A 16408-nucleotide genomic window follows, 5' to 3' on the forward strand; every position below is an offset into this window, starting at 1 on the left:
GAAGCTGTATATGTTAAAATTCCTGAAGGCGCTTGGTAATGGTCTGATCGTGGTTGTCATCTTCGTGCTGCTGGCGCTTGGGATTGCTACCACCGCATTACAGCTTCCTTCTGTGCAAACCTGGGCGGTGCGGCACGTAACGGCCGAAATCTCCACCAAACTGGGGTATCCAATCAGCATTGAAAGGGTTAATATCAAGTGGTTCGACGTCGTTTCGCTGGAAGGGGTTTCTGTGAAGGATTCCTCGGGCGCGGACATGATCGACGTCGGCCGGCTGGATATCAATCTGAATGTCAACAACATTATGCGCGACTCGGCGAAGGAGATATTTCTCGACGAAGTCAATGTATACCGGCCTAATGTGCACCTGGTAATCGTGCCGAAATCCGGCGATCTCAATATCGACGGGTTCATTGCCCGCATTAATGAGCTCACGGCGCCCGCAGTGCCACGGCCGCCGAACGCGCCCGAAAACAATACGCCTTTCATTATCGGTAAAGCCAAGGTGATCGATGGTACTTTCGGTTACGACGATCCCCGCCAGCCCCGCGATCGTGGTTCGAGGGTATTTGACTATTCGCATTTCAGTCTCAAACACCTCTACGGCGAGCTCAGCGATTTCCTCGTTCAGGGAGATACCATTGCATTTCGCGCCAAAAACCTGAAAACGGTCGACAAGCAAACGGGCCTGGAAATGCACGATCTCGATACGAAATTCCTTTTCTGCCAGAAGAAAATGGAGTTGAAGGAACTCGACGCGCACATCGGTAACTCGCATTTGAAGGACGAGGTGATATTCTACTACAACCGCTCGGGCGAGTTGGGCGATTTCAACCACAAGATCCGCATGAAAGGGCATCTGGTCGGCAGCCGGGTGGATTCGCAGGACCTGGGATTGTTTTCAAGTTATATTGATGGGCTGAATGAGACCTGGCTGATATCGGGCGATTTCAATGGGAAGGTTGATGATTTTCTGCTTTCCAATACCGACCTGCATTTTGGCAAAAACAGCAGGCTCATCGGCGATATCGGCTTCAAGGGACTCCCGACGATCGAAGGCGTACTGATGGATATCCGGCTGTCGGTTTCCAAAATCGACCCGGTGGATCTGGTTCAATATTACCCGGAATGGGACATGCACCCCGATTTGCAGAAATTCGGCTACACGCTGCTGGATGGCACGTTCAAGGGAACGCTGGAAGATTTTGCGGTGAATGCCTCGGCCTCGTCGGAGCTAGGGGAGCTTTCTGGCGATTTGGTGTTTCATATCGCCGATGCCAAATCGACGACCTATTCGGGTGGGGTCAAAACAGCGTCTTTCAACCTGGGTACTTTGCTGGAAGACGAGGATAACTGGCAGGAACTGGATTTTGAAGGGAAGGTATACGGAAAGGGATTGGAGCTCTCGGTGGCTTCCGCGGACATGAACGCGCTGGTGCACCGGGTGGGTTTCCGAAATTATGACTACAAAAACATCCGGTTGAGAGGCAATCTGCAAAACCAGTATTTCAACGGACTGGTGAGTGCCCGCGACAGCAACCTCGTGGTCAATCTCGACGGCGAGTTCGATCTTTCGAAGCAACAGAACATGTTCGACGTCAAAGGGCTTATTGAAAGAGCCAATTTGAAGGAACTGGGTCTTAGCGAAGATCCGATCACGCTCCGTACGCAATTGAACGTGAATGTGACGGGTAATACGGTCGACGAACTCGTGGGGAATGCCAAATTGCTGAATACCTACCTCGTGATGACCAATAAAGAGCGGAACCTCGTGGTAGATACGCTCGTGTTGTCTTCGCGAAATCACCTTGGAAAGCGCCGTTTGCAGCTTGATAGCGAATTCCTGACGGCGAAGGTAGAAGGCAACTTCCTGCCCACGCAGGCCTGGAAGGATGTGAGTCAGGTTTTGGAAGAATATAAATTGTATTTCTTTGAAAACGAGGCCAGCCGGAACGAATACTATGCCCGGAAGCCGTTGAAGATGCTTTCGCGGAGGTACGATATCGATTACTCGGTTCAGACGCACAACCTGTCGAAGTTCCTGGCTTTCCTGAGCCCGGATATTTACATTTCACGCGGCGCAAAGGCGGAGGGGATCTTTAAAATGGATAATACGGCCGTGCTGACTTTCAATGCGGTATCGGATACGGTGAGCTATGGTAAAAACCATTTCATGAATGCAGAAGTGGATGTTACTACTTCCAAATTTGTGAACAGCGCCGAGGTACTTGCTTCCATTCTCGTGACGTCCGATAAGCAGCAGATCAGCAAGATGGTACCAACCGAGAAAATGGAGCTGGAAGGTACCTGGGATGTGGACCATATCGATTTCAATGGCGCGGTTCACCAGGTAAAAAGCACCAACCGGGCCAATCTCGCTGGGGAGATACGGTTCCTGCCGGCCGGTCTGGATATTGGTTTCAAAAATTCAAAACTCAATCTGCTGGATGAAGAATGGAATGTGCCTTCGGAGAGCCTGATTTCGATTGTGGGTGATGATATTACCATGTCGAACCTCGGTTTGGTGAGTGGCAAACAGCGCATTTTTCTCAGCGGAACCGCCTCCGAAGATCCGGAAAAGAGCCTGCTGCTGGATATCAAAAACTTCAAGCTGGCCAGTTTGAACCCCGTGTTCAATACCAAACTATCGGGTATTATGGATGGCTCGGCGAAGGTGAAAGACATTTACAACAGCGTTATGCTGGACGCGAATTTCGCGATCGAAGGCCTTGGGTATGGACAGTACGAATTCGGAAACCTGCTCGGCACCGGCGACTGGGACCAGATCACCAGCGAGTTGCAGATCGACGCCCAACTGAGTAAGAATGCACGTCGGGTTTTCAGCCTGGTAGGATCATACCGTCCGAAGCTCGAAACAAATACCCTGAATCTGAAAGCCATTTTCAATCAGGCGGATTTCAAAGCGCTCGAACCGTTCGCGGAGGGATTGGTATCGGATATCAGCGGAACGGCGCAAGGGGTGGTATCGATCAGAGGCGTGGTCGACGCACCCGTTTTGGAAGGCTCGCTTACGGTGGACAAGGGCCGTATGAAGTTCGATTACCTTCAATCGGTGTTTACATTCAGTGATAAAATCAATTTCTCCGAAAGCGAGATCACCGGTAACAATATTCTCGTGACCGATTCCGATGGTAACACGGCGACGTTGCGCGGCGGGGTCTTTCATGATGGGTTCAAGTATTTCTCCCTCGGTTTCAATGCCGATCTCCGCAATTTCAAAATTTTAAATACCATTGCTAAGGACAACGATATGTTCTATGGAACGGCCTATGTAACAGGCCCGGTGGCGGTGTACGGCCCGATCGATAACCTGAACATCGAAGCCAATGTGACCAGCAACAAAGGAACGCGCATTCATATTCCGCTGGATGGAGCTACCGAAGTGGTCACGCAGGATTATATCCAGTTTGTCAGCAAAATGGTGCCCGCCGACAGCACTACCGGCGCTCCTGCTGTCGATTCCATCGCGCGGAGCCACATTGCGGGCGGGATTAAAATGGATTTCAATTTCAACCTTACACCCGACGCGACCTGCGAGATTATTTTCGACCGGCAAACCGGCGACGTGCTGCGCGGGAACGGAAGCGGGCGTCTCAACCTCAACATCGATACCCAGGGCGATTTCACCATGGCAGGAACGTATGAAATCGAAAAGGGGGAGTATAATTTCACGTTGCAGAATGTCATTAACAAGAAATTCAATATCAAACCGGGCAGCAGGATCATATGGGCTGGTGACCCCTATGGTGCACAGCTCGACGTAAAAGCCGGGTACACCCAAATGGTTTCGTTGGCAGGCGTGTTGCCTAATACCGGCAATTTGGGGAACAACAGTGGGGATGCATTATCGAGAAGGTATCCCGTGGAAGTGACCATCGGGCTATCGGAGCGGCTGATGTCGCCTACGATCCGGTACGACCTCAAAATCCTGGATAATCCGTCGCTAAGCGCTTACCGCGGTCAGCTGGAAGCATTTCAGAACAAGTTGAAATCCGACGAACAGGAGCTGAGCCGGCAGGTGAGCAGCTTGCTCGTTGTGAACCAGCTATTGCCTGAAAGCAGCCTGGCGACGGTGGGCAGTCAAAACTTCCTGGGAAGCAGTATCAGCGAGCTCGTTTCGAACCAGATCAGCCGCTGGGCTTCGGGTATCAACGAAAACCTGGAAGTGGGTGTTTCGGGCCTTTCATTGGATCAGAATGCATTGAATAACTTGCAGCTTCGCTTTTCCTACCGCTTCCTGAACGACCGCTTCCGCGTCACGCGTGACGGGCGTTTCACTTCGGGTACCCAATCGCAAACGGGTGCTTCGCAATATGATGCGGCGAGCCTGCTCGGTGAATGGACATTGGAATACTGGTTGAATGCCAAAGGGTCGGTGCGGGTGAAAGCCTACAACCGGAATATCCAGAACAACCTGGTGTTCAACACCGGTACGTTCACAACCGGCGGTGTGAGCATGCAGTTTACCCATAGCTTCAACCGCTTCACGCGCTCGCCGAAGCCGGGCGTGCGGATACCCTTCCTGCCTGCGGATTCCATTCGTCAGGATGCCCCGCAGGATGCCAAACAGGATACCACAAGAAAGCTGATTTCAGAAAAAGACCCTACTCGCTAGTGCCTGCGGCCAGTTCATGCTTGATCGCATGAATGCGGTCGTTGAAATGCAGGTTTGGGAAATCGAGGCCCGGTACGCAAGTTGCGCCCAGGTAGTCCATGACCTCCTTCGGGTGCGGCACGCGCTGCCCGGAGGCAATGCTGATATGCTTGGAAGTGGTCCACAGCACCGTTTTGAGCTCCGTACGCAGGTCGTTGGTCATGAAATACTCGGTTACCATCGTATCTTCATTATAGTAGATCACGCGCGAGGTAATGCGCACCCATTCGCTGATGCGCGCGGGCCTTACGTAAGCGATCTGGTGCTGGTACACGACCCAGCTCGTGCGCAGCTCGCGGAACATCGCTTCGAAACTGAAACCATACAGTTTGGAAACCTGGTCTTCCCGCGCATTGAAGAAGTAATCGAAGTATTTGGAGTTGTTCAAGTGCATCAGCGGATCGCAATCCTGAAAACGGATGATCACCCTCGATTCCGCCTCGACGGGCATGTCGGATAGTTTGGCAGTAAACAGCATGGTTTTTGGTTTATCTTGTTAGAAGTGTCATTCTCCGCGGTACCGCACGGCCAGCCCGCTCAGCATATAGCCTTCCTTATTCACGCTCGTGTAGTATTTGTATTTGACGTTAATGATCGCGTCGGCGCCGATTTTCTGGGCCTTCATCACCAGCCGCGCCGTCAGGAGCTCCTTCGTCTTGGCGTCATTTCCGCGAAACATCATTCTTCTGTCCTTGGTTTGGTCGGCCGTAAGTGAATCCTCGCTCCCTATTTCCACCACCGCGAGTTCGGAATATGGGCGTTCCAGCGGCTGGTTGTCGTACAGGACCTCAATCGGATATTTGGTATTGGATGAAATGGGTATTCCGTTGCCGGCGCAAGCGGAAAGCAGGACAGCTGCAAGGAAGGAAAACAGGATCGGGGCTTTTTTAATTGTGGTCATTCTCTTTCAATGAGGGACAGGTTTGAAAACGCATATGCAACCCATACACGCTGAATACGACATTATGTTGCAACGTATATTATTTTGCCATTTGTCACCAATCCATTGGTAAATGTGATATTCTGCACTATTTTCAAGGATTATAAATCTAAACTAATGGTTTTTAATATGGTCATGAAATCTAAAAGAACAAATTTGTTCAGGTACGGCTCGCTTGTCGGAATGATGCTTGCTGCGATGCTGGCGATGCCTTCCGAAGCACAGCAGCTGCCGAAAGGCGTTACAAAGGTGACGTCCGTGGAAGGGATTACGGAATACAATCTTGAAAACGGCCTGAAAGTGCTCATGTTCCCCGATCCGTCGAAGCCGACCATCACGGTGAACGTCACCTACCTGGTAGGCTCGCGCCATGAAGGTTACGGGGAAACGGGGATGGCTCACTTGCTCGAACACCTTGTATTTAAAGGTTCTCCGAAGCATACCAACATTCCGCAGGAACTTACCGAGCACGGCGCACGGCCGAACGGCACGACGTGGTATGACCGAACCAATTATTTCGAGACCTTCGCGGCTTCCGACGAAAACCTGAAATGGGCACTCGACCTCGAATCCGACCGGATGGTGAACTCGTTTATTGCCAAAAAGGACCTTGATAGTGAATTCAGCGTGGTGCGTAACGAGTTCGAATCGGGTGAAAACAGTCCGTTCCGCGTGCTGATGCAGCGGGTTATTTCAGGTGGTTACCTGTGGCACAACTACGGCAAATCGACGATCGGTAACCGCTCCGACATCGAACGCGTACCCATCGAAAACCTGCAAGCATTCTACAAAAGATATTACCAGCCCGACAATGCGGTGCTGACTGTGGCCGGTAAGATCGACGAGCCCAAGACGTTGGCATTGATCAACGATTATTTTGGCAAAATACCAAAACCGACCCGCGTTCTTCCGCATTCCTACACCGTGGAGCCTACCCAGGACGGCGAGCGTTTTGTGGAGCTCAAAAGAACCGGCGACGTACAGATGCTGATGGCCATGTACCACATTATGCCTGGCTCGCACGCCGACTATCCGGCGATGGAGGTGCTTACCGAAGTGCTTACGACAGAGCCGAACGGCAGATTGTACAAAAACCTGGTGGATACCAAGAAAGCATCGTCTCAATTTGGATACACATTCCAGCTGTACGATCCCGGCTTTGTATTGTTTGGGGCTGAGATCCTGAAAGAAAAATCGCTGGACGAAGCCAAAAAAGCATTTACCGCCACGCTCGATTCTACCGCCACGTTTAAACCTTCGAAAGAAGATGTGGAAAGAGCCAAAACGACGATCCTCAAAAACTGGGACCTCGAATTCCGGAACTCGGAGAGGGTTGGGCTAAGCATCAGCGAATCTATTGCTACGGGCGACTGGCGTTTGGCATTCCTGTTCCGCGATAATATCCGCAAAGTAACACCGGAAGATGTGGCCCGGGTGGCGCAGTATTATTTCAAGCCTTCGAACCGCACGTTGGGAACATTCATGCCGGAGGCCAATCCGGTGAGGGCTGAAATCCCCGAAGCGCCGAAAGTGGCTGACCTCGTGAAAGATTATAAAGGAGAGGCTGTGGTAGCGGAAGGCGAGGCATTCGATCCTTCGCCTGCCAATGTAGAGAGCCGCACGACGCGTGTTGAGAAAGCCAACGTTATTGAAACGGCATTGCTTCCTAAAAAGACGCGTGGAAATGTAGTTGCCGCACGCATTTTCCTCCGCTTCGGCGACGAGAAGAGCCTGCAAAACAAGGCCACCATCTCCGACCTGACCGGATCGATGCTGGACAAGGGTACCAAAACCAAAACCCGCCAGCAGGTAAAAGATGAATTCGACCGTCTGAAAGCGCGCGTCAGCTTCTTTGGTAATACCAATCAGGCTGGTGCCAGCATTGAAACGACCAAGGAAAACTTGCCGGCCGTGATGAAACTGGTGGCGGAAGTATTGAAAACGCCGGCATTCGACGAAAACGAGTTTGAAAAACTGAAACAGGAAGAACTCGCGGGCATCGAATCGCAGCGCAGCGAACCGCAGGCCATTGCATTTAACCAGTATCGTCGCATTACGTCGCCTTACCCGAAGAGTGATGTGCGTTACGTGGGTACATTCGATGAGGATATTGAGGGCATTAAGGCCACGACGATCGATCAGATCCGCCAGTTCCACAAGGATTTTTATGGAGCGAACAATGCCTCTGCAACGGTGGTGGGCGATTTCGATAAAGATGCGATCCAGAAGATACTGAACGACGAGTTCGGAAGCTGGAAAAGCGCCAAGCCATTTACCCGCATTGCGTCGCCTTACCAGGCCGTAAAAGCCGAGAACAAGGCGATCGAAACGCCGGACAAGGCTAATGCGATGTTTGTGGCCGGGTTGAATATCCCGTTACAGGATACCGATCCCGACTATCCGGCATTGATTATGGGTAACTATATGCTCGGCGGTGGCTTCCTGAATTCTCGCCTCGCTACCCGCATTCGTCAGAAGGAAGGGTTGAGTTACGGGGTGGGCTCTCAATTCTCGGCGAGCCCGCTGGATAAGAACGGTACATTCATGTCATATGCGATTTATGCGCCTCAAAATGCCGAGAAACTGGAAGCGGCGTTTAAAGAAGAGATAGAAAAGGTGATGAAGGAAGGGTTTACGGCGGACGAGTTGAAAGCCGCCAAATCGGGATATCTGCAATCCCGGCAGGTAGCACGCTCGCAGGACGCGTCGCTCACGACGACCCTCAGCAGTAACCTTTATCTAAATCGTACCATGCAATGGGATGCTGATTTTGAGAAGAAAATCGAAGCATTGACACCGGATCAGATCAAGGCTGCATTTAACAAGCATATCGACTACAACAAGCTCGTCATCATCAAAGCCGGTGATTTTGAGAAGGCCAAAAAAGGCGCTCAAACCGGCGGCGCACCCGCGCAGCTTGGCGGAAGTGATAAAAAATAAGATTAAAATAAAATTAAGATTCAGAGAACCGGTCGTGAAAAGCACGCCGGTTTTCTGCTTTTAAACGTAGTACATCTTTATCTTTGCCGAGTAATATTTACACGGAACCTCACGCTGTCAATAGCATCCACATGAAATTGATCTATCATCCGCTTCTCAGAGTTTTGTTCGCCGGACTCGTCATTGTTCAACCTGCTTTTGCCCAAACCAAAAGTAAAACAGGGGCGTCAGCTCCCGCAGCGGCAACCAAGCTGGAAAGGCCCAAACTCGTAGTCGGCATGGTCGTTGACCAGATGCGTTACGACTACCTGTACCGCTACTACGACAAGTACAAAGAGGGCGGTTTGAAAAGGCTTATCAATGAGGGTTTCAACTGCCGGAACAACCATTACCATTATGCATTGACCGTAACGGCAGCCGGGCATTCGGCCGTGTACACGGGTTCGATGCCGGGCATTAACGGTATTGTGGGTAACGACTGGTATGACGTTGCGCAAGCTAAAAATGTGTATTGTACCGATGATAACACGGTTGCGACGGTGGGCAGCAGCAATGTAACAGTCGGTAAAATGTCGCCGCGAAATCTGCTGGTTACCACGGTTACCGACCAGCTTCGCATCGCGACCAACTTTCGCTCGAAAACCGTTGGAGTGGCGATCAAAGACCGCGCTTCCATTCTACCGGCAGGTCATGCGGCATCAGGCGCTTACTGGTTTGATTCCAAAACAGGGAACTTCGTGACGAGTACCTACTACATGGACAATCTGCCGCAGTGGGTTGCGGATTATAATGCCCTGAAAAAGCCTGCCGAGTACATGGGCAAAGGCTGGAATACATTGTTACCCATTGCGGAGTATACCCAAAGCTCACCGGACGATGTGCCGTGGGAAGGGAAACTTTCGACCGCTGCCAAGCCGGTGTTCCCGCATGACCTGACCGGCAATGCAGGCGACGCATACGGCCCGATGACCACTTCGCCGTGGGGTAACACCATTACCAAGGAAATGGCCATCGCGGCGATTAAGGGCGAAAACCTTGGCAAAGGTGCCGACACCGACTTCCTCGCCGTGAGCTTTTCTTCTCCCGACCGCATCGGCCATATGTTCGGGCCGAACTCGGTGGAGCAGGAGGATGACTACCTGAAACTGGATCGCGAATTCGCCGATTTCTTCAACTTCCTCGACAGCTGGGCAGGCAAAGGAAACTATACCGTATTCCTCACTGCCGACCACGGGGCCATGGATGTGCCGGCATTCTGGCAGGAGCATAAGTTGCCCGCTGGCTTGCTGAATGCCACGACTCTGACCCGCACCATCGTGAAAACACTGAATGATGCTTATGGCGAGGCTGAATATGTTTCTGCATTTGAAAACTACCAGCTTTACCTCAACAAGGCGACCCTGAAAGAGAAGAAGATCACCGTGGCGGACGTGTACCAGACACTGCGCGACGCATTGCTGGCGGTAGATGGCGTAGCCGATGTGATTAACCTGCGCGATATGGGTAAAGCGCCTTTGAATACCTATCAGTTGGAGCTGTTTAAGAACAATATCAACGCCAAGCGCAGTGGCGATTTGCAGGTATTGCTGCAACCCGGCTGGTTTGCTTCGACCATGAGCACCGGCACCGACCACGGCACTCCTTATAACTACGATACGCACGTGCCATTCCTGCTGTACGGCTGGGGAATCAATAAAGGTGAGACGCTCCGCCGGACCTCTATTGCCGACATTGCCCCTACAATTTCCGCGTTGCTGCACATTCTGCCTCCGAGCGGTAATGTCGGCAACCCGGTACAGGAAGCATTGAAAAAGTAATCTCGAAAAGTATTCCACTGCGGTCATGCCGGGTTCGGACAGTACCAGGCTCCGCAGTTTTTTTGTTTTATCTAAATCCCTTAATCGTGAGAAAATTAGCTTGCTGGGTACTGGCTGCAATGGCTACGACGGCCGTTTCTGCACAAACTCCCAAGAAGGCGGCTGCAAAAGCGACCGCGACAAAAGCCTCGACTATTGCCCGTCCCAAACTGGTGGTAGGTATTGTGGTGGATCAAATGCGTTATGATTATTTGTACCGCTATTATGACCAATATACCGAGGGCGGTTTCAAAAGAATGATGAATGAGGGCTTCAACTGCCGTAACAACCATTACAGCTACGCGCTTACGGTTACGGCCGCGGGTCACGCGTCTGCGTATACGGGCTCGGTACCCGCAATCAACGGTATCGTAGGTAACGAATGGTACGATCCGATTGCGAAACAGGATGTGTATTGCGTGGAAGACAGTACCGTGAAAACCGTAGGAAGCAGCAATGTGGCGGTGGGTAAAATGTCTCCCAAAAACCTGCTCGTGAGCACGGTGACCGACCAGCTTCGCATTGCGACCAACTTCCGCTCCAAAACCATCGGCGTGGCGATCAAAGACCGCGGCTCGATCCTGCCCGCAGGCCATGCTGCGAATGCCGCCTACTGGTTTGACTCCAAAACCGGTAACTGGGTGAGCAGTACCTATTACATGGACGACCTGCCGCAATGGGCCAAAGATTACAATGCGAAGAAAATGCCTGCCGCTTATGCGCAAAAGGGCTGGGACCTCCTGCTGACAGCGGACGCGTACACGCAGAGCTCTCCCGACGATGTACCCTGGGAAGGGAAGCTGCCCGGAGCGAAAAAACCGGTATTCCCTTATGAACTCGTTGGAATGGCGGGTGATGCATTCGGGATTGTGACCGACACCCCGTGGGGTAACACCATCACGAAGGAAATGGCTATCGAGGCGATCAAAGGCGAGCAGCTTGGAAAAGGGAAAGATACCGACTTCCTGGCAATCAGCTTTTCATCGACCGACAAGATTGGCCACCGTGTAGGACCGAACTCGGTAGAGCAACAGGACGATTTCCTGCGCCTGGATCGCGAGTTTGCCGACTTGTTCAACTTCCTCGACGGCTGGGTAGGAAAAGGCCAATATACCGTATTCCTCACCGCCGACCACGGAGTGGTGGATGTTCCGGGCTTCGCGAAGGAGCATAAGCTGCCGGCCGGCCTCGTCGACCGTAAGTTGCTCACCAATGCCGTTACCGACGCGCTGAATGAGGCTTTTGGAAAAGATAAATATGTGGTGGCGACGGATAACAACCAGCTTTATTTTGACCACGGACTGCTGAGAAAAAAGAACATCACCATCGCAGCCGTGCACAGCGTGGTACGCGACGCAGCATTGACGGTACCGGGCATTGCAGACGTGATCGACCTGACCGATATGGGCAAGGCGCCGCTCAATACCTACCAGCTGGAGCTGTACAAAAACAACGTGAATGCGAAGCGCAGCGGCGATTTGCAGGTAATATCGCAGCCTGGCTGGTTCTACGGAACGTCCACCGGAACCTCGCACGGAACGCCTTACAATTACGACACCCAGGTGCCGTTTGTGATGTTTGGCTGGGGGATCAAACAAGGGGAAACTGTGAAAAGAACGTCTGTTTGCGACATCGCCCCGACGATCGCTTCATTGCTGCACATTTTGCCAGCCAGCGGCAACATCGGGCATCCGGTAGAGGAGGCGCTGAAAAAGTAATTTTAGAATGAAATTGAAAAGCCGTGGGTTCGAGTAGATCGGGCCCACGGCTTTTTGTTTGGGTTAATATTAGAGATCAGGATTCTTCTACGATGAGGACAATGCCCTCTGTTTTTTTAATCACCACTTTACTGCCCGCTGGGATATTATGATGGTTTTCCGAAATGGCTTTCCATTCGGCGCCCCGGTAGTAGATCCGGCCTTCGCCATTACCGGGAATATCGCGGATCACCATGGCGGTTTCGCCGGTGAACTCACTGTATTCTGCTGCGGAACGGCGTTCGAGCAAATTGCGGGCGTGTTTCCGGAGTACGAGTAGTGAAACCAACGAAATGGCCGAAAAAGCCAGTATCTGGCTTTCGGTGCTCGGCAGTAGCCCGATAGACGTGAGAAGGGAAGTCAATAATGCGCCGGCCGCAAAAAAAACGAATACAAGCAGGACGCTGACCAGCTCTGCCAGCAGCATTACCAGCCCTACGATGAGCCAAATCTGAGGTAAGGTCAAATCCATGATACTATTGCTTGTGTTCCGACGATTTGACTACGGTTAATGCCGTCGCGATGAGCGAACCCATGTCGGCGAGGTTGGCCGGGAGGATGAGCGTGTTGCCGGCTTTGGCTATTTTCCCGAATTGCTCTACATAATTTTCGGCCACCTTTAATTGCACAGCCTCGGCGCCACCTTCCTCACGGATCGCCTGGGCTACCAAACGGATACTTTCGGCCGTAGCTTCTGCTACCGATTTCAATGCCGAGGCCTCACCTTCCGCTTCGTTGATTTGACGCAGGCGAATACCTTCCGATTCCAGTACCACTTTCTGTTTCTGGCCCTCAGCTACGTTAATGGCCGCCTGCTTTTCACCATCCGATTGCAGGATCACCGCACGTCGTTCGCGTTCAGCTTGCATTTGCTTTTCCATCGCATTCAATACGCTTTGCGGTGGGGTAATGTTCTTGATTTCGTAGCGAAGCACCTTCACGCCCCAGCCTGTGGCCGCTTCATCGATCGATTCCACCACAGCACGGTTGATTGTCATACGTTCCTCGAATGTCTTGTCGAGGTCGAGCTTGCCGATCTCACTCCGCATGGTGGTTTGCGCCAGCTGGATTACCGCAAATGTGTAATCCGAAATACCATAAGCCGCTTTACGAGGGTCGATTACCTGGATGAATATGACCCCGTCCATGCGCACCTGCACATTGTCGCGGGTGATACAGATCTGCTCGGGAATGTCAACAGCCGCTTCTTTGAGCGTGTACTTATAAGCGATCCGGTCGAAAAAGGGAATGATGAAGTTGACGCCCGGTTGCAGGACGGCGTAAAATTTTCCCAAACGTTCCAGAATGTAAGCACTTTGCTGTGGGACAACCTTGACGGTCATCAGAATGGTGAGCACCACCAGGACGAGCAGAACAATGAAAGGGGTCATAACAAGTCGGTTTAAGGTCTATGGCGAAAATAGCACGAAGTAGCGTTCAATCCTATCGCTCTCGGACTAATGTCAGGTAACGGTGCCCGTCGGTCGATGTCCCGGATAAATGGTCGGGCGGTTAAAAGATCAACAGCTTCCGCCGGCCCAGATCTTCGCCCGCGCTTGTTCGTAAGCGCATCACGTATACGCCTGCGGGTAAACGCGAAACGTTGAAAGTGAAGTTCTGAGCCATTGTGACTTCCAGAATTTTACGACCGTAGCAGTTGTAAAGCTCGCCTGTGTAACCTTCATTTTGTCCATCGGAGGCATTTTCAATATGAATCTCGTAAACAGGGTAACCGACCGGAATGATCACCCATTCAACTTGCTTGCAGGGCAATTTGATGAAGCGCATGGCCGAGTTTTCATGCGTGCTGTCGTTATCCGTGATTTGCAGACGATAATAGTTTGATGCATCGGGGTAAGAGTCCTCGAAATGATAGTAAGACGTGGTATTGGGAGAGCCCGATGCCTCAATGCGGCCTATTTCATGAAAGTTCCTGGCATCTTTGCTGCGCTGCACTGAAAAGTGGGACGCATTTACTTCCTCCGATGTGCTCCAATCCAGCCGGACTTTGCAGTTTTCGGCTTTGACCGAAAAATCCTTTAATCGAACTGGTAACGGATTGGTAACAACGCTACTCAAATACGCAAATACCGCCGCGGTTACGGCGATCTCCTGAACGGTAAATTCAGACATTTCAACGGCCTGACGGGCATCGGTATAGCGGCGAAGCACGGGGTAAGGGTCTTCTTTCTTGTAGCCGTAAGGATACCGGTTCAACGAGTCCTGGATTACAAAACTCGACAGGCGGTTCATCAGCAGAGAAGCCGCCGGTCCGAAAACGGGCACACCGGGTACGGGTTGAGCGTATTGGCCAGGCACGGTCGACCAATGCAATGGGTACATCGGTGAATGCACACTGGCGCCTGTGATGAAGCATTGCGCCAGCGGATTGTTACCCAACGGAATATCAACCTGGATTTTAGCATAATCCAGTAATTCCTGCTTTTGGAGCAGGTGCGCAAACATGATGTAGTCAAAAGCGTAGCTTTGGGCCATTCCAAAGGAACCGTAGCCCACATATCCTTTGAAGTGGTGGTAGGCACCATGATAGGCATGGATTTTCATGGTCCTGTTGTAGTAGTTGACCAGCACCTCGTTGGTTAGCTTGTTTTTGAATTCATCTACAAATGCATTGTTTATATTGAAAGTCGTAGTTGCATAGGCCCACGCCGCTTTGAAAGTGTGCTGTTGCCAGCTCATAGTCGCGTGAAACTGGTGCGGTATCTGGCCATACCATTCATTGAAATCCGCATTGTATTGTGCTTCACCGGTTGTTTTGTACAGTTCCGCTGCGGCCCACGCACGGTTGTCGGCGTCGATCGGGTCGGGGTAGGGACCGGCGGAAATGCCCGGCATATTGACCGGCGGCGTAGGGGTGGTGTGACTTTTCAGGAACGTCCATGCATTTCGCGCTTTTTCGAGGCACAGCGCGGCATAAGCAGCATCGAAGTTCTTGAAATTTCTCGCAGCCATAGCCATGGCGGCAGCGAACAGGGCAGTCGACTGCGTCGTTTTCTCGGAAATGTAAAGGGTATTTTGTTCCTCGCCCGGCAGGCCTTGTGACCAGGTGGCCGGGGTGACGCGAAAATACACGCCGCCGTCGGGTGCCTGCATTTGCAACAGCCAATCGGTTTCGTATCTGGCCTCGTCGAGCCAGTCGGGGATGCCGTTGCCGCTTTCCGGAATGTCGAGGTGGTTATCCGGGAATTTTTGAGGGTATATTTCAAATGCGGTGAACATGATGAACAACGCGCTGGCTGCTGTGGGGACGTAACGTCCGTAGTCACCGGCATCGAGCCAGCCACCGTGTATTGGCAGTTCTGTGCCCGGCGGGTAATCAGAGGCTGAGTAAAGTGGCGAATTAAGGTGCGATGCGTGGATTTGTGCGGTTTGGGCAGGTAATCCTTCACGGGCCCATACGCCTCCGTAAGCGGCTTCAATTTCCTCTGATCGCTGGTAGTATAATGCTCTGGCTGTGTTGAAATAGAGTGTGTCGTAGCAGTCCGAAGCGATCGTAAACACTTCGGAACGGCCGTACCCGGGTATATAAACGTAGTATTTGCCCGGTGTTTCCAAGGCTGAAAAATCCATTTCAAATACGATTTCCCCGCTGAATGCGGAATCTGACCGGAGATACTGACAAGTTCCGTTGAACGCGACCTGCTGATTTTCGCCGATTACCTGAAAAGCAGGTGGTGCCAGTGTGTCTATGGGCATAAACCAGGCATCTCCCAGGAACCGGCCCAATTTCCCAAGCTTGGGGCTTTCGGGCAGATAACCTACCTCGTTTGCTTTTACATTTCCCAGGATTTCGGCGTCGCTAAAAATGAAAGTGGTATCCAGGCTTGCGGCATTACCGTCGGTATCGATGATGTTGTCGACCAGCAAATGGTAAGAACTACTGTTTTTCAGAGGTTTTTCAAAAATCAAGTACAATTCAAAAACGATAGAGGGTTCGTCCGAAGGAGTGAGTCCCTTTACGAAGCTATGCCGACCAATCCGAACCGGTTGTGTGACCGTTTGGTAGTCCGGATCGGCTGCGGATTGCAGCGAATAGCGCTTTGGGTCATAGCAACCGGTAGTATCGAACCTTTCGTTGATTGTAAGCAAAACGACCTGGCTTGATACCGGCGAAAAAGTGATCACGGGGTTTCCCGGCAACGAGCCCGCAGGCTGTGCATTTGTGTAGCTTACTGTCAGCAGCAGCAGCATGAGTACCGATCTTTCCATCACATTTCAT

General features: G+C 51.8%; 9 protein-coding genes. 4 read left to right on the forward strand and 5 right to left on the reverse strand.

Annotated elements, in window-relative coordinates:
- Positions 1-10: 10 nt before the first annotated feature.
- Entirely contained in the window at positions 11-4636 is a 4626-nt protein-coding gene (locus CLV60_RS18840; RefSeq protein ID WP_106596927.1) for a translocation/assembly module TamB domain-containing protein, read from the forward strand.
- Here the strand turns inward: CLV60_RS18840 and CLV60_RS18845 are convergent.
- Complete coding sequence (locus CLV60_RS18845) at positions 4626-5153, reverse strand: acyl-CoA thioesterase (protein WP_106596928.1); 528 nt, start codon at positions 5151-5153, stop codon at positions 4626-4628. The two genes, CLV60_RS18840 and CLV60_RS18845, sit on opposite strands and share 11 nt — an antisense overlap.
- Before the next feature lie 27 nt (positions 5154-5180).
- A complete protein-coding gene (locus tag CLV60_RS18850; RefSeq protein ID WP_106596929.1) occupies positions 5181-5576 on the reverse strand; it encodes a hypothetical protein in 396 nt (131 codons plus the stop codon).
- A gap of 168 nt (positions 5577-5744) precedes the next feature.
- Here CLV60_RS18850 and CLV60_RS18855 point away from each other — a divergent pair, with 168 nt between their 5' ends.
- From CLV60_RS18855 to pafA (CLV60_RS18865), 3 genes are all read left to right on the forward strand, one after another.
- Positions 5745-8555, forward strand: coding sequence for a M16 family metallopeptidase (locus tag CLV60_RS18855; protein ID WP_106597180.1), 2811 nt, complete (start codon positions 5745-5747; stop codon positions 8553-8555).
- 131 nt (positions 8556-8686) lie between these two features.
- Positions 8687-10372 carry an alkaline phosphatase PafA gene (pafA, locus tag CLV60_RS18860; protein ID WP_106596930.1) on the forward strand — a complete coding sequence of 562 codons (1686 nt, stop codon included), beginning with the start codon at positions 8687-8689 and terminating at the stop codon, positions 10370-10372.
- A gap of 119 nt (positions 10373-10491) precedes the next feature.
- A complete protein-coding gene (pafA, locus tag CLV60_RS18865; RefSeq protein ID WP_106596931.1) occupies positions 10492-12129 on the forward strand; it encodes an alkaline phosphatase PafA in 1638 nt (545 codons plus the stop codon).
- 76 nt (positions 12130-12205) lie between these two features.
- Here the strand turns inward: pafA (CLV60_RS18865) and CLV60_RS18870 are convergent, their stop codons facing one another.
- The 3 genes from CLV60_RS18870 to CLV60_RS18880 all read right to left on the reverse strand — a co-directional run bounded on the left by CLV60_RS18870 (position 12206) and on the right by CLV60_RS18880 (position 16398).
- Positions 12206-12640, reverse strand: coding sequence for an NfeD family protein (locus CLV60_RS18870; RefSeq protein ID WP_106596932.1), 435 nt, complete (start codon positions 12638-12640; stop codon positions 12206-12208).
- Between the two features lie 4 nt (positions 12641-12644).
- Positions 12645-13559 (reverse strand): SPFH domain-containing protein, encoded by a 915-nt coding sequence (locus CLV60_RS18875; RefSeq protein WP_106596933.1) that lies wholly within the window; start codon positions 13557-13559, stop codon positions 12645-12647.
- 121 nt (positions 13560-13680) lie between these two features.
- Positions 13681-16398 (reverse strand): glycoside hydrolase family 9 protein, encoded by a 2718-nt coding sequence (locus CLV60_RS18880; RefSeq protein WP_229211041.1) that lies wholly within the window; start codon positions 16396-16398, stop codon positions 13681-13683.
- Between the last annotated feature and the right edge of the window lie 10 nt (positions 16399-16408).

Source organism: Dyadobacter jiangsuensis (genome assembly GCF_003014695.1).
Classification (GTDB): Bacteria; Bacteroidota; Bacteroidia; order Cytophagales; family Spirosomataceae; genus Dyadobacter; species Dyadobacter jiangsuensis.